Here is a 23,109-nt window from a genome sequence, read left to right as displayed (position 1 = left end):
GACGCGCAACAAGCTGCAGCACGCTTTGTCCGTTACCGGATCACCACGCAGAATGGCGAAGTGTTCAACGGCGTGACCGACAAGGACGGCAGAACCATGCCCGTCCACACGATGCTGCCCGGACACGTGGCGATCGACTTTCCGCAGTCCGAAGAAAGGATGAACCCGCGGCCCACACCTGAACTTGGGGAGGAAGAAGAGGAAGAGGTCGAACTGGAGCAATTGATCACCCTTCGCATCGGCATGTTCTTCGATGGCACGGGTAACAACCGTGACAACAGTGAAAAAGCACGCGCTTGCTATGCCCGTGACGTGAATCTCGCAGAGGCAGCCCCTGACATCGTCGCGTTCTGCCAGAAGCACGGCTTTGATGGCAATGGCGGCGCACCGGATGACAGTTTCGGGAATGACAGCAGTAATGTGGCAAAGCTCTATGAACTCTACAGAGACGACAGTGACAAGCAAATTTCAGATGAAGAGACTGAGGCTTCGTTTCCCGTTTACGTCGAAGGCATTGGCACGAGCAGCAAGCATGGGGACTCGCTGTATTCCCAAGCCACCGGGCTCGGGCCGCAAGGGGTCAGGGCCCGCGTCGAGCAGAGCCCGGATTTGCTGTTGAAGATCCTCAAACCGTTTCTCGAAAATAATCCTGACAGGGGTATCAGGCGCATCGAGTTCGATATTTTTGGATTCAGTCGTGGTGCGGCGGCGGCAAGAGACTTCGCGAACGAAGTACTAAAGGGGGCAACCAGCATCCTTTCTAAAGCCATCCCTGCCGGCTCACCAGGCTTTGCCGAAAGCTTCGCCTGGAGGCCTCAAAAAGATTTCTGCATCAACTACATCGGCATTTTCGATACGGTGGCCGCTATTGCGGACTGGATGCACGGAGACTTCAACGGCAATAACGCCATCAACCCCGGCATTGAAATTCGGCTGGCGCCGGATGCAGCGCGAAAGGTCGTGCATTTGGTAGCCAAAGACGAACGCCGCTATAACTTTTCGCTAAATCAGGCGAGCGGTGCCGAGATTCTTCTCCCCGGCGTGCACTCCGATCTGGGCGGCGGATATCTGCCCGACATGGTCGAGCGCGTGATGCTGAGCAAGCCTCGCAACAACGAAATCGCTAAAACCGCACCTAACCAGAGCGCGGTCAGTTATCAACTCACCCAGCAAGACTTGCAGCAGGTCGAAGCAATCTACGCCAACTACGCCCTGCCGCTGGAAATACGCACCTGGCATGTCGACGTCACCCACAACGCCAAAGGCGATGTCTCTCACACTAAACGAGTTTATGCCGCAGTGAGCAGCCAGCGGGAAGTGCGCAGCGATCTGGCGCTTGTTTATCTGCGCATCATGCGTGAGCTGGCGGTGCAACATGGCGTGCCGTTTCGGGAAGTCCCAGACGAGGATAAACGCCTTGCCTTGCCTTCTGAGCTCCTGCCCATCCACGAAAAACTTATGGCTTATGCGTTGGGAAAATCCGGCTCCTACGGTTTAAGCCCGGCCGAAGAGGCATTGCTCTACCGACGCTACATTCACCTCTCTGCTCACTGGAACCCCGTCACTCATCCGTCTGCCGAACGCGACACGCTGTTCACCAACCGGCCTGGCGAAAACTACCTGAGAACGGTGCATCCCAATGAATAAGCTCGTACTAGGCGTCGCACTGATGCTGCTGCTCACCAGCTGCACGGCTGCCAGCAGCCGGTCAATGCCATATGACGCATGGCGCCTTGGCTTCTTCGCTCCCGATTACATGGAGGTCTGGATTGAGACAGCCAATGTGTTGGATAACAGCGGTTATGTGATTTTTGAAGCAGGCAGGGGAATACCTTCAATGACGTATCCCCGCGCTTTCAGCAAAGGGATTCCCGAGGTATTCAAGGGCGATCCGAAGGGGTGGCCAGCGCGCCCCGGATGGGGTGCTGGGAAATACGTCAAGCGGGCGGATCTACCCAAAGAACTCTATATCCGCTGGCAATCACTGCTCGAACCGCAGATTTATCACGCACGTATCGACATTCCGGAATCGACCCGGGAGATTATGCGCAAGGGCGAAAAAGTATTTTGTCGCTTCGACGCGAAATGGATCACCGGCTACCGCGAAGCGATCGTCATCGGCTTAGCGCCAGGTGGTATCGCGAAAGTTTGGGTAACAGGACCCTGTTTTTCTCCCATTGAGGTCACGAGGGTTCAGGCCAAGGTCGATCCGAACGGGCCAAGTGACGGCTTATCTGGTGGCAAGTTTGTTCAGCCATCGGCTGAGTCAAAAGCCTATGTCGAGAAGTTCGGCATTCCATATGGGTCGTGGTGAGGAATTAAATGAAGGTGTTCATTGCCGGATGGACTACCGCCCATTGCAGACGAGCTAACCGCTGACGTGTGAGGGAAGTCCAGCACCTACGTATTGAGTCCGGCCGAAGAGACATTGCTCTTTCAACACTATGTCCAGCCCTACTCCCACTGGAATCCGGCCAATGACTGGAAAAGTAAATTCGATACCGTGGTCATCAACCGCTCAGGTAATAACGGTCTGCGCATGGTGCATCCCAATGAATAAGCTTTTGTCGCTCGCCCTGTCCTTGATGCTGCTCACTGGCTGCACTACCGCAAACAGTCGTTCAATGCCATACAACGCGTGGCGCCTGGGTGTATTTGCCCCCGATTATATGGAGGCCTGGATTGAAACAGTTAATGTCTTGGACATCAGCGGTTATGTCAGCTTTGAAGCAGCCAGAGGCGTGCCGTCCATTGGCTATCCACGGGCGCGAAGCAAGGGTATGCCAGACAAATTCAAAGGCGATCCCAAAGGCTGGCCCGAGCGCGTGGGCTGGGGCAAAGGTAAATATCTCAAAGCTGACCTTCCCGATGAGATCTATGTTCGCTGGCAATCACTGCTCGAACCACAGATCTATCACGCGCGCATCGACATCCCTGAATCGATTCGCGAAATCATGCGCAAAAAGGAAAAAGCCTTTTGTCGGTTTACGGGAAAAACAGAGGATGAATACCGAGAAGCCATCGTCATTGGCCTGGCACCGGGCGGCATTGTAAAAGTTTGGGTAACAGGACCCTGCTTGTCACCTAGTGAGGTCACGAGGGTCCAGGCCAAGGTCGATCCGAACGGGCCAAGTGACGGCTTATCTGGTGGCAAATTCGTTCAGCCATCGGCTGAGTCCAGAGCCTATGTCGAGAAATTCGGCATCCCGTATGGCTCGTGGTGAATAGTCGCGCTGATACTCCGCTGCCAAAATCGATCGCCAGCAACTCAAAGAACTATTCTCCTCAGCGCTTGAGCGCGCGACATATGAAAGGGATGTATGAATCTACTCAAGTTAAGAGGCAGTTTTAATTCCAAACCCTGCCTTATCGTTCTCCTGTGGATAGTCGCGACCTGCACACGCGCTGAAACCCAAGCGTTCGAAGGACGATATTACCTGCACGGCGTGATGGAAATGGCTGCTGGATTGCAGTTGGAAAGAGACGGGACATTCACGGCGGGAGTCGAATATGGAAGTGCCAGTGGCTTTGCGAAAGGGCTCTGGTCTGTCGAGGACGACGTCCTGACGTTAGAAAGCGAACCCAATCTTCGACCCGCTCATGAGCTTGCATTCGACTCATTCCGGGAGCGGCCGAAGAGTGCACTTTTGGAATACGCCATCCAGAATAAATACGCTCCAGTGGATTTCTGGACAAGTCACTACATTTTGGAAATGCGTTACGCTCGTTACCGTGAGCCTCCTCGCATCAAGCCGGAGTTCGTTCACGTCCAATTTGACCATGGGCCCGCTGCCTCTATGAAGCTCACCGCTGACCCATCGTCCCGTGCAATGCTTCACTACGATCCCAACAGGACAATCACAAAAATAGGGCTAAGCACTTCTCAAATGGCCGCCCCAACACGCTGGTTCGACGTAGCACCCAGTAGCCACATGTTTAATTTTTGGTGGAAAAAACCAACAAACCAGCCGATCACATACACAGAACCTGATGAGTTCACTTTAGCTGAGGCTCATCGAAGGCTCGATGAGCAGGACGCTAATCAAATCGACACTCACTACCTGGTTGAAGTCTTTCATTACGATCCGATGAAGCCGCCTCCCATTAAGCCAATGACGGTGTATTGGCAATTCAAGGACGGATCGACCCTATCGAGTGTCTGGACGGACTCGACTCAAGAAAGGATAGCCCTGCCCTACCAGGCCAACAAAGAACTGGAGAAAGTTGGCGTGGGCATGCAGGGTTCGACCGAGGCCATCGAGTGGTTTGAGGTATCTCCGGATGCGAGGTGGCTAGTCGTAGAGTGGGACGCCAAGCCCAACCCGGCATACGGAGAGTTATCGGATCTGTTTCAGTATCTGCAACTTGAGGTCACTCCCGGCTGCCTGTCTTTGGAGATAGGCGGCAGCACAGGTTGCTTCCGACCTGGGTGACCCAGCGCGACCTGCTTGGGATGCCACACGTAAGGATGCGGCGCTGGCAGAGCGGTTTCGCTGATGCAGAGAAAAGGCCTCGATGGAGGCCTTTTTTGTGTGAGTGCAGGCTCTACCAGTGTAGCTACTCGCTCATCTGGCTAAAGGCCACGGCTGGAGAAATACATTCTGATAGATTCAATCATGACAATGATAATTATCACAACTGCCCAGCACATCAAGCCCAGCATCGCCCACACCCCTTCACCAAACGTAGAGCCACACTTGCAGCTTCCTTCGGCGTCGCGGTTCAGCCGGTTAATGAACGACTGCACTCTGAGCATGATCAGGAACTGTGCGAACGTCGAAATGACGGATATTCCTAACGGTATAAGTCCAAGGCCTGCCGAAGCGCCACCTCTCAAGCCTGCTGCGATGCCATGGACAAACACGACAAGTGACGGGGCGAGTGCCAGAAGAATCATACCTGCCGCAAGCGTGCCCCAATAAGGCATCCCCCGCTGCCCTTTCTCCTTCAGCAACGCGTCCACTTTGCCAAACATGGACGGCACAAAAAGCAACGCGAAAATCGCACGCGGGGCCGGCCAGATCGGTTTTGCCGAATACGCTTTGTAACGCGACCAGTTTTTGTAATACCAGTAGAGCCCGTACAGCCCGCAGGTGATCAGCATCATCACCGTCAGCTTGATCAGCGACACGGTATAAAACGGTGGGCCGCTTGTAGGCAAAGCCGTCAGGTCGGCAGCAGGTGGCGCATTGAATTGCTCGGACACAGCGTTTCCTCCAGAAGTTGAGGCGACGCATGCTAAAGGTGGAAACACTCTTTTAATCAACCCGGGAAAAATCAGGACGATTCCTACGACGGTATTCGCCACGTCCCACAGCCTTCCTGTTTAACCATGGACATGCCCACTCCGGGCGAGCATTTGCCGACCCTTTTGTACCAATCGGCGTAACCATCCCGAGGAGTTACACGCCCATGGAATCCACACCGAGCACTCCGATCAAAACAATCACCAGCCCTGGCTCCTTCCTGATGGACAGGCGCACGAAGCCGGAACCCAATGCCCCCGCCTTCATGCAAGCACTGGCTCAGGCCACTCAACCGTTCGTTTCACAGACCCTAAAGGCTGAAGCCGCGAACCTTGCCAGGCCCAGCGAGCCCCGCTCGCACCTGCAACTCATCAGCCTGAACCCGGTGCAGACCCACTACGAGCCAGCGCCGGCCGCCTTCGAGCGCATCGGTGGGTCACGGCTGGTGCCATTCACCGTGGGCGGGTGACACGTCCGGTAGCCCGCAGCCTTGCTCGAACCCGACCGCTCTGGATCGTCTTATCAAATGGTCAGGCTCGAGCGAAGCCATATTGCTTCTGGTTGGTCATTTGCGGTCACAAATCCATCACCCAACCGCCACGCAAGCGCAATGACCCGCTCAGAAACTGATCTCATGAGTAAATCCCTGCGCATTACCCTGATCACTGAAACCTACGCACCGGAGATAAACGGCGTCGCCAATACGCTTAGCCGTTTGTGCGACGGTCTGCGCTTGCGGGGGCATCGGGTTGAGGTGATTCGACCCCGACAAAGCGACGATGAGCTGCGGGTGGCGGGCGAGGATTTGATGTTGTGCCGGGGCTGGCCGATTCCGGGTTATCCGGGGTTGCAGTGGGGGCAGTCGTCGATGCATAAACTCTTGCGCCGCTGGCAGCGTAATCGTCCGGACGTGCTGTATATCGCGACGGAAGGACCCTTGGGATTGTCCGCACTGCGCGCCGCGCGGCGGCTCGGGATCGCTATCGTCAGCGGGTTTCACACCAACTTTCAGCACTACACCCGGCAGTACGGTCTGAGCTTCATCACCCGGGTGCTGACCACCTATCTCCGCTGGTTTCATAACCGCTCCAATGCCACCCTCGTGCCCAGTTTCACCCAGAAAACCGAACTCGAACGGCGTGGTTTCGAACGGCTGGAACTGCTGTCGCGCGGCGTTGACTGCCAGTTGTTTCACCCGTCCAAACGTTCAAGCGCCCTGCGTGAAAGTTGGGGGCTTGAGGCGGACGATACGGCGATCCTGCACGTCGGTCGGCTGGCGGCGGAGAAAAACCTGGGCGCGTTGAAGACCACCTTTGAGGGGCTGGTCAGCACCTATCCCCAGAAAAACCTGCGGCTGATCATCGTCGGCGACGGGCCGGTCAAGGCGGCGCTGCAGCGGCAGCTTCCGAATGCGATTTTCTGCGGCACCCAGCGTGGGGATACGCTGGCGGCACACTATGCGTCGAGTGACCTGTTTCTGTTTCCCAGCCTGACGGAAACCTTCGGCAATGTAGTCCTGGAAGCCTTGGCTTCCGGGCTGGGCGTGATCGCCTATGACGAAGCGGCGGCGGCCCAGCATATTCGGCACGGCCATAACGGCGCGGTGGCGATGCCGGGGGATGAGGAAGGCTTCATTGATGCTGCGCGCTGGATGCTCGAGGATCAAGAAACCTTGCGCCGGGTCAGGCTGAATGCCCGCCAGCACGCCAGTCGCCAGGGATGGGCCGGGATTATCGACTCATTCGAGACGTACCTGCGCGCTGCGAGCGAGACGCCGCATGGCGTTGTTTTAGGGGCGTAGTCGCCCATCAAAGCCGGACCGCCGGACCGTCAATCCAGTCGACCCAGGGCCTCACGGCTGAACGGCAGAATGTCGTGCTCGCGGCCTTCCTTGACCTTCAGCGCCCAGTCAGGATCGACCAGCAATGCACGACCTACCGCGACCAGATCGAACTCCTCGTCGCCCAGGCGCTTGAGCAGGTTTTCCAGGCTTGCGGGCTGGGCGACCTTGTCAGTGTTGACCATGAACTGCAAAAACTCGCCGTCAAGCCCGACGCTGCCCACGGTGATGGTCGGCTTGCCGGTCAGCTTGCGGGTCCAGCCGGCCAGGTTCAGGTCGGAGCCATCGAATTCAGGCTCCCAGAAACGCCGCGTCGAACAGTGGAAAATGTCGACACCGGCATCGGAGAGTGGCCTGAGAAACGCGTCGAGCGCCTCTGCCGTTTGCACCAGCCGTGCACTGTAATCCTGCTGTTTCCATTGTGAGTAGCGAAAGATGATCGGGTAATCCGGGCCCACGGCGGCGCGCACGGCCTGAATCAACTCGATGGCAAAGCGTGAGCGCTGCGCGAGATCGCCGCCGTACTCGTCCGTCCGCTGGTTGGTGCCTTCCCAGAAGAACTGATCGACCAGATACCCATGGGCCCCATGGATCTCGACGCCGTCCATGCCGATGGCCTTGGCATCTTTTGCCGCCTGGGCGAACGCCGCGATGACCTCGTCAATGTCCTGCTTGCTCATGCCGTGGACGACAACGTTGCCCTCCTTGAGCTTCTCGGTCGGGCCGTAGGCCGGCACCGTGCCGTCCGGCTCAGTGCCAAGACGACGCACAGCGCCCACGTGCCAGAGCTGTGGGACGATCTTGCCGCCCTCTTGGTGAACCGCCTCCACGACTTTGCGCCAGCCATCCAGCGCAGCGTCGCCGAAAAACTGCGGCACGTTGGGGTAGCCATTCGACGCCTTGTGGCCAACCGTCGTGCCTTCGGTAATGATCAAGCCAACGCCAGCCGCCGCGCGGCGACGGTAGTACTCAATGACTTTCGCATTCGGGACGCCGCCGGGTGAAAAGGAGCGGGTCATCGGCGCCATCACGACGCGCGTCGGCAACACGAAGCTGCCCATGTGGAAGGGTTTGAACAAAGCTTGAACAGGCATGCAGGCGTCCTCGGCATTCCGGAAATATGATGAAGGTCATACAGAATGAGCCGAAGCGCAGGGGATACGAAGCACTATTGACTGGAATGATTAAGGGTAAGAAGAGGGACTGCGAACCGGAATACTAGGGCAGCGCCTTCTCGATGGCACTGATCACCTTGGCGTCATCCGGCGTCGTACTTGGCGAAAAGCGGCCCAGAACGCGTCCATCCTTGCCGACAAGAAACTTCTCGAAATTCCAGGTGATGTCCCCGGGAAACTCGGCGCCCTCGCCCGCCAGCATCTGATAGAGCCGGTGGCGGTGCGGTCCGTTGACCTCAAGCTTGTCGCCCAGCGGAAACGTCACCCCGTAGTTCAGCGAGCAGAACGCCTGAATCTCGTCCTGAGTACCCGGTTCCTGACCGGCGAACTGATTGCACGGCAGGCCGAGAACGCTGAAGCCCTGGTCTTTGTACTTTTGATAAAGCGTTTCCAGCGCCGCGTATTGCGGCGTAAGGCCGCACTTGGACGCAACGTTGACCACCAGAACCACTTTGCCCTTGAGCGGGGCGAGGGGCAGCTCCTGGCCATCCAGAGCCTTCAACTTCAGCTCGTGAAATACACTCATGACAACTCCCCTGGAAACCCTCGGCCGAAAAAGGCGCCCTGTCAGACCGCAAAAACAAACGTTTTCACAAGACCGCGAGGACGCCTGGCCAGCTCACTCAGCTTAGCAGGACAATCAGTGGTGATGACCACCTTCGCCGTGCACGTGGCCGTGGGCCATTTCTTCTTCGCTCGCGTCACGGATGGCAACGATCTTCACATCGAAGTTCAGGCGTTGGCCGGCCAGCGGGTGATTGCCGTCTACAGTGACGTCGTCGCCGTCCAGGTCGCGGATGGTCACGATCTGCATCTGACCGTCCGGCGCCGAGGCGTGAAACTGCATACCGACTTCCAGCTCGTCGACGCCTTCGAACATGCTGCGATTCAGGGTGCTGACCAGCTCGGCCGAGTATTCGCCGTAGGCATCTTCAGGCTCGATGGACACTTTCAGTTCGTCGCCGACATCCTTGCCATCCAGCGCCTTTTCCAGACCCGGGATGATATTGCCTGCACCTTGCAGGTAAACCAGCGGCGCGCCGCCGGCAGAACTGTCGATGACCTCACCAGCGTCATTGGTCAGGGTATAGTCGATGGAGACAGCCTTGTTGGCGGCGATCGGCATGGGGCGAGACCTTTTGCAAATAGATATGAGCGACCAAGTCTAACCAAGCACTCGCGCGAAAGCGAACGCAACTCAGACGGACGGCCCCGAGTGGAATCCCCGAACGCCCCTTTCCCCCACGCCATCATTACCGGCTTTCATCAGGACCTGGTGGGGCACTGGGTGGTCGAACTGTCCTGCGGTCACACCCAGCATTTGCGCCACGACCCGCCCTGGCAATCCCGCGCCTGGGTGCTCGATCCTGCCCAGCGCCTTTCGAAAATCGGCCAGTCCTTTGATTGCGGCTGGTGCGCGTCGGGGTCAGATAACGCTAACCTTGGGCCCCGTTGAGACGCTGCGACTGAACAGCGTCCTGGTATATCCGGTCCGATGGCTGAATTCATTGCGCCACGACCCTTGCACTGCTCATTTTCGAGAAGCCCGCATGCAGACTTTCTTTATCGCGCCCACAGATTTTGGTGTGGGCCTGACGTCCATCAGCCTGGGGCTGGTGCGCACCCTGGAACGCGCCGGGCTCAAGGTCGGCTTTTTCAAGCCCATCGCCCAGCCTCACCCTGGCGATATCGGCCCGGAACGCTCGACTGAACTGATCGCCCGTACCCACGGCCTCAAACCGCCCAAGCCGCTGGGGCTGGCCCACGTTGAACGCATGCTTGGCGACGGTCAGCTCGACGAGCTGCTGGAAGAGATCATCAATCTGTACCAAGAGGCCTCGATCGGCCGTGATGTGCTGATCGTCGAAGGCATGGTCCCGACACGCAGCGCCAGCTATGCCGCGCGGGTCAACCTGCACATGGCCAAAGCCCTCGATGCGGAAGTCATTCTGGTATCGGCCCCGGAAAACGAAGTGCTGACCGAGCTTTCCGGGCGCGTCGAGCTGCAAGCGCAGATGTTCGGCGGCCCGAAAGACCCGAAAGTGCTTGGCGTGATCCTCAACAAAGTGCGCACAGACGAGAGCATGGAAACCTTTTCGGCGCGACTCAAGGAACACTCGCCGCTGTTGCGCAGTGGCGACTTTCGCTTGCTCGGCTGCATCCCTTTTCAGGCCGACCTGAACGCGCCACGCACCCGCGACGTGGCGGATCTGCTCGGCGCGCAAGTCATCAACGCCGGCGACTACGAACAGCGACGCATGTCAAAGATCATCATCTGTGCACGCACGGTGCTCAACACCCTCCAGTTGCTCAAGCCGGGCGTGCTGGTGGTCACGCCGGGTGATCGCGACGACATCATTCTGGCCGTGAGCCTCGCGACGCTCAATGGCGTGCCGTTGGCCGGCTTGCTGCTTACCAGCGACACCCTGCCCGATCCGCGCATCATGGACCTGTGCCGAGGCGCGCTACAGGCGGGTCTGCCGGTGCTGTCGGTGAGCACCGGCTCGTACGACACCGCGACTCAACTCAATCAGTTGAACAAGGAAATCCCCATCGATGACCGCGAACGTGCGGAAATCATCACCGATTTCGTGGCCAGCCACCTCGATGCCGACTGGCTGCACCAACGCTGCGGTACTCCGCGTGAAATGCGCCTGTCACCGGCCGTATTTCGCTATCAATTGATTCAGCGCGCTCAGGCGGCCAACAAACGCATTGTATTGCCCGAAGGCGCCGAGCCGCTGACCGTGCAAGCAGCGGCGATCTGTCAGGCGCGCGGCATTGCGCGTTGCGTGCTGCTGGCCAAGCCCGAGGAAGTGAATGCCGTCGCGCGCGCCCACGGTATTGAATTGCCGCCGGGACTGGAGATTCTTGATCCGGACCAGATTCGCGAGCGTTACGTGGCGCCGATGGTGGATTTGCGCCGCAGCAAAAACCTGAATGCACCCATGGCCGAGCAGCAACTGGAGGACCCGGTGGTGATCGGCACCATGATGTTGGCCCTCGACGAAGTGGACGGGCTGGTGTCGGGGGTGGTTCATTCGACCGCCAACACCATTCGTCCCGCACTGCAGCTGATCAAGACGGCACCCGGCTGCACTCTGGTTTCCTCGGTTTTTTTCATGCTGTTTCCGGAGCAGGTGCTCGTGTACGGCGACTGCATCATGAACCCGCACCCGAGCGCCACGGAACTGGCCGAGATTGCCGTTCAAAGCGCCGACTCGGCCGTGGCGTTCGGTCTGTCGCCCCGGGTGGCGATGATCAGCTACTCCAGCGGCAATTCAGCCAGCGGCGAAGAAGTGGAAAAGGTGCGCGAAGCCACACAACTGGCGCGCGAGACCCAGCGTGGGCTGTTGATTGACGGGCCTTTGCAATACGATGCCGCCGCCAACGAGCACGTCGCCCGGCAACTGGCGCCAGACAGCCCGGTGGCGGGTCGCGCCAATGTGTTCGTGTTTCCGGATCTGAATACAGGTAACACGACCTACAAGGCGGTGCAGCGCAGTGCGGACTGCGTGAGCCTGGGCCCCATGCTTCAAGGCTTGCGCAAGCCGGTCAACGATCTGCCCCGCGGGGCTCAGGTTGACGACATCGTCTATACCATTGCGCTGACGGCGATTCAGGCGGCCACCCTGCCGCACTAACGTTGCGTTGCAACATCGCTTGCCCACAATAACCCCGCCGGAACCCACCGGCGGCTGACTGCCCCTGGAGTTAGATGCACATGGATTTCCTGCCCGCCCCTTTGCGCGGCGTCATTGCCTCGCTGCTGTTGGCGCTCAACACGATTCTGTGCTGCACGCCGCTGTTCATCGTCGCCATTTTCAAACTGTGTCTGCCCTTCCCGGCTGCGCAGAAGGTGACTGACTGGCTGATGAGCCACATCCACGAAGCATGGATCAGTAACAACACCGCCTGGATGGATCTGCTCGGCCACACCCGCTGGCATTTGAGCGGGCTGGAAAGCCTGGATTATCAGCACTCGTACCTGGTCACGAGCAATCACCAGAGCTGGGTCGACATCATGGTGCTGCAGTACGTCCTGAACCGGCGCATTCGTCCGCTTAAGTTTTTTCTCAAGCAAGAACTGATCTGGGTGCCGGTGATTGGCCTCGCCTGGTGGGCGCTGGGCTTTCCGTTCATGAAACGCTACAGCAAGGCGTATCTGGCCCGGCACCCGGAAAAGAAGGGCAAGGATCTGGCCACCACCCGCCGCACCTGTGCGAAGTTTCGCAACAACCCGGTTGGCATTTTCAACTTCGTCGAAGGCACGCGCTTCACCGAGGCCAAACATGCGCAGCAGGCTTCACCGTTTCGCTACTTGCTCAAGCCCAAGGCGGGCGGCATTGCCTTCGTGCTTGACGCCATGGGCGAACAGCTGGAATCCATCGTCAACGTGACCATCCATTACCCGGCCGGTCGACCAGGGTATTGGGACCTGCTTTGCGGGAACGTCCGCGAAGTCGTCGCGCATTTCGAGGAAGTGCAGATCCCGCCGCAGTTCATTGGCAAAAACTACGACCAGGACGATGCCTACCGCCTGGAGTTTCAGCAGTGGATCAACCAACTGTGGCAAGACAAGGACGCGCTGCTCGCGCAGATGCATGAACGCTATCCCGCCAGATCCTGAAGGCTGCATTTATACGCTGCTGTAGGAGTGAGCTTGCTCGCGATGGCACTCTGTCAGGCGCTTATCAGTTGCCAGACACTCCGCTATCGCGAGCAAGCTCACTCCTACAAGGGATGGGAGAAATCTGCTCGGCAAACAAAAACCCCGGCACACTGGCCGGGGTTTCTGATTTCAGATCACAGCGTTACTGCTGCTGTTGATACTGCTGGCCAGGGATCGGCTTGAGGTTGACCTCGACGCGGCGGTTCTGGGCGCGGCCGTTGACGTCGGCATTGCTGGCGATGGGCGAATCAGGGCCGGCGCCCCGTACCGACAGGTGGGAGGCATCAACCCCTTGGGAGGAGAGGTAGGTCGCAACGCTCTGCGCGCGCTGCTGCGACAGGTCCATGTTGTGCTGGCGGCTGCCGGTGCTGTCGGTGTAGCCGACGATTTCGATCATGTTCTGGTTGTACTGCTTCAACGAGCCAGCCAGGTTGTTCAGGGGCGAGTAGAAGCTGCTGGCGATCGCTGAAGAGTCAGTGGCGAACGTGATGTTGCCTGGCATCACCAGCTTGATGTTGTCGCCTTCACGCTGAACTTCTACACCGGTGTTGGCCATGCTGGCGCGCAATGCGGCTTCCTGCTTATCGGCGTAGTACCCGTAACCGGCCGAGGCAGCACCCACCACGGCCGCGCCGATCAGCGCGCCTTTGCCGCGGTTGTTATGGTCGATGGCGGCACCGGCAACAGCACCCGCCAATGCGCCCAGGCCGCCGTACTTGGCGGTTTTGCTGACGCCACCCGAGTTCTGCGCCTGTCCCTGGTTGTCATAGGGGTTCTGCGTCGCGCAGCCAGAAAGAACAGTCAGTGCAGTGGCAGCGATGATCAAACGGCGAAAGGTCAACATCAAGGAGAGCTCCTGTTTTGCTTTTCTACGGCCAACCACAAAGGCCGACGATTTGGGCGATTAGAGCACGGTCACTGTCAAAAATTCCTTAACAGTCGCTGAACCGCCAGCGCCCGGCCAACGACTGTATTTCTTTAATAAAAAAACAGATTTTTTATGTGCTTATTGAACCTGCTGTTCATCGTATTTGTTGCGAACCGCCCGTTTGATTTTTGATAAATAAACGTCTTAAGCTACTGATTTACAGACTAATTTACTGAACAACCGTGAAATGCCCACACTAATTAAAAGAGTTTAAATTTTTCGGCGCTTTCCTATACTGGCCATGCGCAAGTACAGGAAAGCGCAGTGGTGAAGCAGACAATAAAGTCCGCTCTCACTCTCAGGCAAGGCAGCGCTGTATTCACGCGCAAGAGCTGACTTTATGCTAAGAAAAATCCCCGTTACAGACCTCATGCTCGGCATGTACATCCATGAATTCTGCCACCCTCGGCTCAACGATCCGTTCTGGACTGCCCACGTCGAGCGCGAACTGAGTGACGACGCCGTGTTGCAGCACATTCGAGCATCAACCCGCGAAGTCTGGATCGACACCCGCCTGGGTCTGAGCCCGGACGCCAGCACGACAGCGCAAGAGACCTCCGAGGAGTGTCCCGACCCTGCCGAAACCGCCCCTTGCAGCATGGAACTTGAACTGGCCCGCGCGCGCCTCATTTGTGGCCGCGCCAAGGCGGCCGTCATGACCATGTTCAGCGATGCCCGGATGGGCCGTGCGATGAACACCGAAGACGTCGATCTGCTGGTCGAAGAAATCTCCACGTCCGTGATGCGTCATCCCCATGCGCTCATCAGCCTGTCGCGTCTGAAGACGACCGATGAATACACCTACATGCATTCGGTGGCCGTGTGCGCCTTGATGGTTGCGCTCGCGCGGCAGATGGACCTGGATGAAGAGCAAGTGCGTGAAGCCGGCGTTGCCGGGCTTATGCATGACGTCGGCAAAATGATGATCGACTCGGCCATTCTCAACAAACCCGACCGCCTGACTTACGAAGAATACGAGGTCATGAAGCACCATCCGCAGGCCGGCCTGGAAATCCTTCAGGGCTGCGAGCGGGTGACCCGACTGGTAATGGACGTGTGCCTGCATCATCACGAAAAGATGGATGGAAGCGGTTATCCCCATGGGCTGAAAGGCGACGAGATCAGCCTGCTGGCGAAAATGGGCGCAATTTGTGACGTGTATGACGCGGTGACGTCGGACCGGCCCTACAAAAAGGGTTGGGACGCCGCGCAGTCGGTTCGCGAAATGGCGTCATGGAAGGGCCATTTCGATGCGAACATCTTTCAGCACTTCGTCAAAACCGTCGGCATTTATCCCGTCGGCGCGTTGGTTCGCCTGAAGAGCGAGCGCCTGGGCGTGGTCGTTGAGCAGGACGAAAAGTCCTTGCTGCATCCGAAGGTGAAGGTTTTTATGTCCACCCGAACCCGCCTTCCTTTCTCACCGGAAATCATCAACCTCGCCAGCCCCTCGGTCCAGGACGGGATTCTCAAATTCGAGCTGGCTGAGGATTGGGGGCTGCTGGATGTGGCCAGCATGTGGGCCGGTCAGCCCGCCGCTTGAGTGTCTGACGAACTGATCGGCGAGATACCGTCAGACAGTGCTGGCCGACGGCGTGCGCCGCAGCGGAATAATGCCGACCTGCATACCGAAGGGCCTGAACACCGCATTGAGCGTCTGCACAGTCGGATTACCTTCGTCCTGTTCCAACTGGCGCAGCGTGCGCAGCGAGATTTTGCACATGCTCGCGAACTGCTCCTGACGCAACCCTGTGATCTCGGTGCGCAGCCGCTTGACCGCACCGCCCATCGAAACCGTCCCTTCCAGCAGCTGATTTCGAAGCTCGTCGAGGATGATGCCGCGCTGGCGTATTTCGTCGTTCATAGCAGCCCCCATCCCTTGAGTGTCGCATCCAGCCGCGCCAGCGCAATGCGTGGGTGGTCGAACGTCTTTTGCGGCAAGCCTATTTCATTCAGCAGATCGGGCAACGCCCGAAAGCGCCGGGCATCGGCTCTGAGGCCATCAAACAGTTGGTCGGGGTCGGCCCAGGCGGATAAAGCCCGACAGGCTTCTCGCCAATCAACCTCACCGGCGCGCTCGATCGGATCCGGCCATTTGGTGGTTCGGGTGACGCCTTCGTCGTCCATGACCATGGGCGCCAAGTCGTAAATCGGTGCCAGCGAGAGGCGCTGTTCATCACGCAGGATCGACGTGTTGCGCCCATGATTGTCGCTGTTCCCCAGAATCTGGTTGATGAGGTCACGGCGTACGTACTCCGCGACCAGCTGAGGAATGTCCCTCTGCTGAGCATTCGCCGACCAGGCTTTCGCCAACACGGCCACCGCCTGCACGTGCGTCATATAGGCGCCAGGGCGGGTGATGTCTGCCAGCGAGTACACCGACTCGACCGCCAGACGGCGAACCCCGCGTTCTTGGACGCTGCGGTCGAAGCGCTGCATCCACAAACTGGGCTTGCGGGCTTCTTCGAGGCTCATGCCGTCACACGGAACGGTGTTTTCACCGACGCGCTCAAGGGCCTGGTAATAGCAAAACTCGCTTCTGAGAATGTTGCGATCAGTCTCATTGCCTTTGTTGCGAGAGAATTTCACGAACCAGTGTCGGCGGACTTCGCTGTCGCCGAGTGTTGCATCAGGGTGCATCAGGCCTTGGGCGTCTTCGGAGAGCAGCAGCTTCGGCGCCTCTCCGCCCGCCCCCGTCGCGCCCCCAACTGCAGCGCCTTGTTCATAGGCGTATTCGAGAAAACGACTGTCTCGGGCAACGACCTCACTCCGGTCAAAACCAATGCTGCTGGCGTTGGGCAGGGCTTCGAGCGACTCCTTGATGCGCAGATGCCCGACAGGCGCCGGGGTGCAGCGCTGCAAGAGCACCAGATCGGCCGGGGTGTTCTCCCCCTCCGGCAATGCCAGACGCGCCAGCAAGAACCGCCGTGCTGCTCCAGCCGGAACGATGTCGTGCAAAAACGCTGGCAGTCCGGCTGTTCTGAACAAATCCCAACTCAGGGGAACTCGAGCGCTCACCGACGGCGAGGTGGGCCGCTCAAGCATATGCAGGTGGTCGATCAGAAATGCCTGGTCGTAAGCAAAACTGCACGGGCTGCTCTGCCCTGCTTCCGGCCTCTCGACGTCGAGACGCATTGCGTCGTGCCATTTTCCCGAGAGGTAAAGTTGGAGGGTCAGCTGCATAAGGTGCTGCTCGGCAATTTAATGCCTAAACCTTAGAGCCGAAGCAAGAAAAAGGCAATTAAATGCCCAAAAATGGCAAACTTCGCAAAATTTAGGCAATTAAATGCCGGTAACTAGCCGAGCAGTCCTAACTCTTGGGCCCGGGCAACGGCTTGGGTGCGTCGTTCGACGCCGAGTTTGCCGTTGATGTGGCTGGCGTGGGTTTTGACCGTGTGCAGCGAGATGAACAAGCGCTCGCTGATCTCTTGATTGGAGCAACCCTGCGCGATCAGCTGCAGCACGCTGAGTTCTCGGGCACTGAGAGGGTCGCCGCCGCTACAGGCGAGCGGTTCGCTGGTCGCACGCAGGCAAAGCGGCCCCTGACCAGGTGCAGCTTCAGGCAGTTGCTGCAGCAGGTAATCGACCAACCGACAAGAGGGCCGCTTGTGCAGTTGCTCGCGCAGCCAGTCGGGATGACGGTGGATCAGCCGCTGGAACGGCAAAACTGCACCGCCCGTGGCGAGCTGAAGGCATTGTTGAAAAAGATCTTCAGCCTCGGGGCCGCGGGATGTGTCGAGCAACAAGAGGATGTGCTGACTCAGCGCATTGAGCCCCAACAGTCCGGCCCCGACACGCTGCGCGTAGTCCTGAAGACTCTGCAGCCGTGCCCTTGCCTCGTCGGTGCGGCCCTGAATGTGGTCCAGAACCGCCCGCAACGTTTCGATCTGCTGCGGCAGTTGCGGTGAGCATTCGGGGGCGGCAGCGGGCTCATCACCGCCGTAGGTCTGCCCCAGTCGCAACAGCCAGGCATCGGCCAGGTCGATACGGCCTTGGGCCAGCCACAGTTCGCATTTGGCGAGCGTAATCATCGCCAGGTAATACACCGGCGGGACGTCCCAGATGTGCATCAGCCGCTCGGCCTCGGCCAGTTCGGCGAACGCTTCGGCATAGCGCCCCTCGCGCCCCTCCAGTGCGGCGATGACGCAATGCCCGATCAGCACGCTGATGTCCCGGCAGGCACGCGCCTCGGCCAGCCCGGCGTTCAAACGCTCGCGGCCTGCCTGCGGCTGAAGAAACTGCACCAGCAGATAACCTTCATACAAAGTCAGCCGCGCACGCACCGCGTATAGCTTCTGCGAAGACAGGCCATTCAAGCGCCGCAACCCCTGACGTACTTCTTCCATAGAGCGAAGGGTTTCGCCACGGGCCTGCAGCGTGCGCGCGCGGTCGTAGTGCGCCAGCGCTTCAAACAACGGGTTCGCCACGCGCTGGGCCAGTTCAAGGGCGTCACGGTTCAGCGCCCTGGCGCGCCACAGATCACCCTCGGCGATGGCCAGATTCGCCAGCGTGGACAGGCACAGCAGCCGCTGGCCATAACGCTTGACCGGCAGACTGACCAGCGCTTCGCTGCAATAACGCCGGGCCGTGTCGCTGTCGCCGCGCCCTCTCGCGATGATACCGCTCAGCGCCAGCCACTGCGCCAGCATCGAGTTTTGCGCGGTCGCCGAGGGCGCCGGCAGGAATCGACTGAGGTGATTACCCAACTCCTCGGCGGCGTCCAGCTGACACGCCAGGCCCAGCGCCCAGGCGTACAGCACGATCAGGCGCGGCGTGCTGACCAGGAGGCTGTCAGGCAAGTCCATTTTCCAACGCAGCAGCATGCCGACGTTTTGCTCCGCCAGCAGCTGTTCTTCGGACAGGTTCTGCACCAGATTGGCCGCCACATCCAGGTGACCCGCGCGCAACGCCTGTTCAATGGCTTCGTCGAGCAGGCCCTGTTCGCTGAACCAGCGGCAAGCATTCAGGTGCACGCGCCGTTGTGGCGGCGTGACGCTGGTGCCAGCGCGCGCGCGCAGCAGGTCCGAAAACAGATGGTGATAGCGAAACCAGAGTCCATGCTCGTCCAGCGGGACCAGAAACACCTGGTGCGCTTGCAGGTAGCCGAGCATTTCGTGGCTGTCGTGGCTGTCGCGCGCCGCGTTGCACAGGGCACTGCTGAAGCGTTCCAGGCAGGCGGTTTCATAGAGAAACGCCTGAACGTCGGCCGGCAGGCAATCGATGACCTCTTCGAGCAAGTAATCCCGGATCAGTCCTTCCCCGCCGTTAAGCCCCTGAGTCAACGCGTTGCTGCCCGCCTCGTTGGCTGCCAGCAGCCAGAATCGAAGGCCGGCCACCCAACCCTCGCTGCGCTGCAGCAGTGTCTGCAGCGCTTCATCGCTCAAACCATTGCGTTGCGGGTCCAGCACCGCCAGCGACTCGTCATCCGTGAGACGCAGGTCCTGTTCAGACAACTCCAGCAATTGACGGGAAAGGCGCAGGCGCGCGAGGTGCCAGTTCGGCCTCTGCCGGCTGGTGACCAGAATGTTCATGCCCGCAGGCAAATGATTGAGGAGAAATTGCAGGCAGCGATCCAGAACGGGACCCTGCACGAGGTGATAGTCGTCAAGCACCAGCAACAGTGGTTTGCTCAACATAAGGTGCATTGCCAGCTCATCCAGCAAACCGTCCAGCCACTCTTCGAAAGCGAAGGGCTGGTGACGCTGACGCATCTTCAAAAGGCCGAGCGACTGGCCGCCGAGTTGCGGGAAGAACTGCTGGAGGCCACAAAGAAGACGTTCGAGGAACCGGCCCGGGTCGCTGTCCCGATGGCCAAGGCCTAGCCAGAGGTTCTGCCATTGGCCGGGCAGGCTCTCGCAGAACTCCACCGCCAATGAGCTTTTGCCAAAACCGGCCGGCGCGCTGATCAATAACAGTCGACCCGACAAGCCAGCGCTCAAGCGCTCGCACAATCGAGGCCTCGATACGTAACCCTCAGGCAGCGGCGGACGGAAGAAACGGCCTTCCAACGCAGTGACGGCGTGATTTGCGAATCCTTGCAAACGCGACAGATCAGTCATGGCCGGCTCTTGTGGGAGTGCTTGTTGTTCGGCGTTCAGATGTCGGGAGACTAGCGGCTATGTGTAGCCTTTTGGACATTGTTAGACGAAAGACTGTAAGAAAACATATCCAATCAACAGGGCGAATGTTGGTTTATATGTCCGGAGAGGTACATTCAGAGGGACTGAGGCGAACGCCCTGAGTGCCGGGAGAGCATCGCTGTGCAGGTTGCCGGCCGGCAGAGGCTGCCAAGAGGGATGAAAAACACCCCGACCACTCGGGGTGTTTTCTTTATGCGCTATGGGGTTCAGCCATAGGGTGAAGCGGCGGAGGACTTCAGTGCGCGGCAGCTGTGATCAACGGTGCACGCTCTCCACCCATTTCTCGTTCAGCCGTTAGCGCACGCCATCCTGGCGCAGCGCGTTGGGCGAAAAGTCGCTCGCAGTGGCGGTGAAGCCGAAGTCATAGGCTTTCTTCTCTTCGTTCTTCATCCCGAGTGCCAGGTAGCGGCCCGATTGCAGGTCATACAAGGTTTCGAGGGCGTACCACGGCACTTGTTTGTCGTAGTAGTTCTCGGCGTGCGCCTCAGCCACGCGCCACAGTTGCCCGCGACCGTCGTAGTGATCGATCACTGCTGCCTGCCAGGTGTCTTCGTCGATGAAGAAGTCACGCTTGGCGTAGATGTGGCGTTGGCCTTCTTTCAAGGTAGCGGTCACGTGCCAGACACGACGCAGTTCGTAACGGGCGAGGTCCTGATTGATATGGCCGGCTTTGATGATGTCGGTGTACTTCAATTTCGGATCGTCGAGCTTGTAACTGTCGGAAGCGATGTACATCTCTTGCTTGCCGATCAGCTTCCAGTCGTAGCGGTCAGGCGCGCCGTTGAACATGTCGAGGTTGTCGGAGGTGCGCAAGCCGTCGGCGGCAGTGCCCGGCCCATCGTAGGACACTTGTGGCGCGCGGCGTACGCGACGCTGTCCGGCGTTGTAGACCCAGGCCGCACGCGGCTCTTTGACCTGGTCGAGGGTTTCGTGCACCAGCAGCACCGAACCCGCCAGACGCGCCGGCGCGGTAACTTCCTGCTTGAAGTAGAACAGGATATTGCCCGGATTCTTCGGATCGAAATCCTTCATCTTGTCGCGGAAGACGAATTCATCGTGGAAGTACACCGGGTTGAACGAGCCGTTTGTCTGCGGCGTGGCCTGGGTGACCAGACGCGAGACGCTGCCGCCGCGATAACGGGTGATGTGGTTCCAGATCACCTCAAGGCCGTCCTTGGGAATCGGAAACGGCACGGCGGTTTCAAAATTTTCGAGGCCGTTACCGCCACCGACCAGCTTGGTGTTGGTGGCGTTCTTCTTAATGGCGGCGAGCACGTCAGCGGGCACGGTAGCGCCGCGATGGGACGGGTAAACCGGCATTTTGAAAGTGTCCGGGTAACGCTTGAACATCGCGTACTGGCCCGGAGCAAGTTTGTCCTTGTACTGCTCCACGTTCTGCGCAGTGATGGTGAACTGCGCTTTTTCGTTAGCGTACGGGTTGGCCAGGAAGCCTTTTTCGTCCACGGCGCCGGCGTTGGTCGGCATTGGGCTCCAGGCCGGGATGGTGTTGGCCGCATTTCCGGCTTTTTCGGCGCCCATTGGCGTCAGCGTGGTGCCCAGCTTGGCGGCCTCGGCGTCGGACACCGCGGCCATGACGCTGGTCGCCAGCAACGACAGCCCCAGCACACCGACCTGCAACAGACCCTTCGTTATTTTCATTTTCATTTTTGTCCTTAGAAGTTCATGCCGAAGCTGAGGGCCACGAAGTCGCGGTCGTCCACAGTGGTGTACTTGCCATCGAAGAAGTTGGTGTAGGAAAGGTTGGCGGTGTAGGTGTTCTGGTACTCGGCGTCGAGCCCCAGACTCACGGCCTTGCGACCTTCCTCGAAGTTACCGCCAGGGCCCGGCGAGTAACCATCGACGTCGTGGGACCAGGCCACGCTTGGGCGCAGGTTCACACCGGCGAACACGTTGTTGTAATCCCAGATGGCGCGGGCGCGATACCCCCAGGAATCGGTGGTGGTGAAGCCATCGTTTTCGCAGTATCGGCTGAGGTTGTTCTGCGCCGCCCCGGCCAGGGTGCTGGCGTTAAGGGTCTGGCACTGACCACCGGGAAGCGGGCCCGGGCCGTAGCTCGGGTCGCGGCCATAACGCAGTTTCGATGTGCTTTCCAGGCCGCCAACGTGGGTCCAGCCTACTTCACCCACCACGGTCAGGCGTTCGGCGCCCATCACTTGGTCGAAGAAATGCGTGAACGTGGTTTGCGCCTGGCTGATTTCCTTGCGGCGATAGCCTTTCTGATCCTGACCCGGCGCGCCTTGCAGCAACGCCACGTTCGGGTTCAGCGGCGTCAGCCCGGAATAGAGAATGTCGGTGGTGTTCAACTGCACCGGCGCATTCGGGCGGTAACTGAGTTCCCCGCTCCACGCGGTGCCGGTGGGCAACGTGGTGGAGAAGCTGAGGCCGAACAGGTGAATGTCTTCCGGGTATTCAACGTAGTAGCTGGAGTTACCGGCAACCACGACCGGCAACAGCGTTGGCGCCAGACTGGCCGCGACGCCCAGAGGCACGCCCCTGCCCGCCAGGCCACCAACCAGACCCGCGGCGCTGTAAGCGCTGGCAGGCCCACCTTTGCCGCTGAAAATCGGCAAGCGGCTGTGGTAGTTCATGTAATAGGCGCCGAACTCGGTGTCCAGCGGCTCGAAGTTGTAGTGCATGGCCAGGCCATACTGGCCGCTGTCCCGGGCATCGCGATCAGGGCCGCGGGCCACCACCGCGCCCTCGTCAGGATTACCGAAGCTCACACCGCGCGACGCCAGCGTTGCTTGCACCGGGCCGCGCAACGCGGCAGGCAGGGCGCCATTGAGGCTGTTGCGGGTACGCAGCACCGCGAGGTTGCTGTTGCAGCCGTCCGCGATCACGTCCGGTTGCGAGAAGAACGTGCCGCAGTTGTCGACGACGGTCTGGTCCCATTCCAGTTGGTAAAAACCTTCTGCCGACAGGTTCTCGGTCAGGCTTTGCGACAGGTAGAACATGTTGACCGGAATCAGGCCTTCCTTGATTTCCGAGCCAGGGCGACGGAACGCGGACACGTCGACCGGGTTGATGCTGTTGATGCCGCCCTGGATGAAGGTACTTTCACCCCAACTGACGACCTGCTTGCCCAGACGC

At 59.2% G+C, this 23,109-nt stretch carries 19 protein-coding genes and 1 pseudogene; 10 read left to right on the top strand and 10 right to left on the bottom strand.

Annotated elements, in window-relative coordinates:
- The 4 genes from VF672_RS05440 to VF672_RS05425 all read left to right on the top strand — a co-directional run.
- Positions 1-1,647, top strand: a 1,647-nt coding sequence (locus tag VF672_RS05440; RefSeq protein WP_331102260.1) for a DUF2235 domain-containing protein, incomplete at its 5' end; no start/stop codon positions are given.
- Positions 1,640-2,314 (top strand): DUF2931 family protein, encoded by a 675-nt coding sequence (locus VF672_RS05435; protein ID WP_331102257.1) that lies wholly within the window; start codon positions 1,640-1,642, stop codon positions 2,312-2,314. The genes VF672_RS05440 and VF672_RS05435, both read left to right, overlap by 8 nt.
- A 238-nt stretch (positions 2,315-2,552) precedes the next feature.
- A complete protein-coding gene (locus tag VF672_RS05430) occupies positions 2,553-3,224 on the top strand; it encodes a DUF2931 family protein (protein ID WP_331102255.1) in 672 nt (223 codons plus the stop codon).
- A gap of 96 nt (positions 3,225-3,320) precedes the next feature.
- Complete coding sequence (locus tag VF672_RS05425; RefSeq protein ID WP_331102253.1) at positions 3,321-4,433, top strand: hypothetical protein; 1,113 nt, start codon at positions 3,321-3,323, stop codon at positions 4,431-4,433.
- Positions 4,434-4,573: 140 nt separating this feature from the next.
- Here the strand turns inward: VF672_RS05425 and VF672_RS05420 are convergent, their stop codons facing one another.
- The gene (locus VF672_RS05420) at positions 4,574-5,206 is read right to left on the bottom strand and encodes a hypothetical protein (protein ID WP_331102251.1); all 633 of its coding nucleotides are present in this window, start codon (positions 5,204-5,206) and stop codon (positions 4,574-4,576) included.
- Between the two features lie 206 nt (positions 5,207-5,412).
- Between VF672_RS05420 and VF672_RS05415 the strand changes: the two genes are divergently transcribed.
- Together VF672_RS05415 and VF672_RS05410 are read left to right on the top strand one after the other, a co-directional pair.
- Positions 5,413-5,715 (top strand): hypothetical protein, encoded by a 303-nt coding sequence (locus VF672_RS05415; protein WP_331102249.1) that lies wholly within the window; start codon positions 5,413-5,415, stop codon positions 5,713-5,715.
- A 165-nt stretch (positions 5,716-5,880) separates the two neighbouring features.
- Positions 5,881-7,047, top strand: a complete 1,167-nt coding sequence (locus tag VF672_RS05410) for a glycosyltransferase family 1 protein (protein WP_331102262.1) — start codon at positions 5,881-5,883, stop codon at positions 7,045-7,047.
- A 29-nt stretch (positions 7,048-7,076) separates the two neighbouring features.
- Here the strand turns inward: VF672_RS05410 and VF672_RS05405 are convergent, their stop codons facing one another.
- The 3 genes from VF672_RS05405 to VF672_RS05395 form a co-directional block, all read right to left on the bottom strand.
- Positions 7,077-8,180, bottom strand: coding sequence for an NADH:flavin oxidoreductase (locus VF672_RS05405; RefSeq protein WP_331102247.1), 1,104 nt, complete (start codon positions 8,178-8,180; stop codon positions 7,077-7,079).
- 124 nt (positions 8,181-8,304) lie between these two features.
- Positions 8,305-8,787, bottom strand: coding sequence for a glutathione peroxidase (locus tag VF672_RS05400; RefSeq protein WP_331102245.1), 483 nt, complete (start codon positions 8,785-8,787; stop codon positions 8,305-8,307).
- A 114-nt stretch (positions 8,788-8,901) separates the two neighbouring features.
- A complete protein-coding gene (locus VF672_RS05395) occupies positions 8,902-9,387 on the bottom strand; it encodes a peptidylprolyl isomerase (protein WP_331102243.1) in 486 nt (161 codons plus the stop codon).
- On the opposite strand from VF672_RS05395, the pseudogene VF672_RS05390 reads away from it, so the two are divergent.
- From VF672_RS05390 to VF672_RS05380, 3 genes and pseudogenes are all read left to right on the top strand, one after another.
- Positions 9,356-9,717: pseudogene (locus VF672_RS05390) on the top strand (DUF3565 domain-containing protein). The gene VF672_RS05395 and the pseudogene VF672_RS05390 overlap by 32 nt on opposite strands.
- A 94-nt stretch (positions 9,718-9,811) precedes the next feature.
- Complete coding sequence (gene pta / locus VF672_RS05385; RefSeq protein WP_331102241.1) at positions 9,812-11,905, top strand: phosphate acetyltransferase; 2,094 nt, start codon at positions 9,812-9,814, stop codon at positions 11,903-11,905.
- An 80-nt stretch (positions 11,906-11,985) separates the two neighbouring features.
- Positions 11,986-12,891: an acyltransferase gene (locus VF672_RS05380; RefSeq protein ID WP_331102239.1), complete on the top strand. Its 906-nt coding sequence runs from the start codon at positions 11,986-11,988 to the stop codon at positions 12,889-12,891.
- A 184-nt stretch (positions 12,892-13,075) separates the two neighbouring features.
- On the opposite strand, the gene VF672_RS05375 is transcribed toward VF672_RS05380, so the two are convergent.
- Entirely contained in the window at positions 13,076-13,777 is a 702-nt protein-coding gene (locus tag VF672_RS05375) for an OmpA family protein (protein ID WP_331102237.1), read from the bottom strand.
- Between the two features lie 424 nt (positions 13,778-14,201).
- On the opposite strand from VF672_RS05375, the gene VF672_RS05370 reads away from it, so the two are divergent.
- A complete protein-coding gene (locus VF672_RS05370) occupies positions 14,202-15,401 on the top strand; it encodes an HD-GYP domain-containing protein (protein WP_331102234.1) in 1,200 nt (399 codons plus the stop codon).
- Between the two features lie 30 nt (positions 15,402-15,431).
- Here the strand turns inward: VF672_RS05370 and VF672_RS05365 are convergent, their stop codons facing one another.
- The 5 genes from VF672_RS05365 to VF672_RS05345 all read right to left on the bottom strand — a co-directional run.
- Positions 15,432-15,722, bottom strand: a complete 291-nt coding sequence (locus VF672_RS05365; protein ID WP_331102232.1) for a helix-turn-helix transcriptional regulator — start codon at positions 15,720-15,722, stop codon at positions 15,432-15,434.
- Positions 15,719-17,041: a type II toxin-antitoxin system HipA family toxin gene (locus tag VF672_RS05360; RefSeq protein WP_331102230.1), complete on the bottom strand. Its 1,323-nt coding sequence runs from the start codon at positions 17,039-17,041 to the stop codon at positions 15,719-15,721. The genes VF672_RS05365 and VF672_RS05360 overlap by 4 nt, the downstream gene beginning before the upstream one ends.
- Positions 17,042-17,154: 113 nt before the next feature.
- Positions 17,155-19,917 carry a LuxR C-terminal-related transcriptional regulator gene (locus VF672_RS05355; RefSeq protein ID WP_331102228.1) on the bottom strand — a complete coding sequence of 921 codons (2,763 nt, stop codon included), beginning with the start codon at positions 19,915-19,917 and terminating at the stop codon, positions 17,155-17,157.
- A 375-nt stretch (positions 19,918-20,292) separates the two neighbouring features.
- Complete coding sequence (locus tag VF672_RS05350) at positions 20,293-21,657, bottom strand: DUF1329 domain-containing protein (RefSeq protein ID WP_331102226.1); 1,365 nt, start codon at positions 21,655-21,657, stop codon at positions 20,293-20,295.
- A gap of 14 nt (positions 21,658-21,671) precedes the next feature.
- The coding region (locus tag VF672_RS05345; RefSeq protein WP_331102224.1) for a DUF1302 domain-containing protein at positions 21,672-23,109 on the bottom strand (1,438 nt) is incomplete at its 5' end.

It is taken from the genome of Pseudomonas sp. (assembly GCF_036387035.1).
Classification (GTDB): Bacteria; Pseudomonadota; Gammaproteobacteria; order Pseudomonadales; family Pseudomonadaceae; genus Aquipseudomonas.
This window is presented reverse-complemented; position numbering and strand designations above follow the sequence as displayed.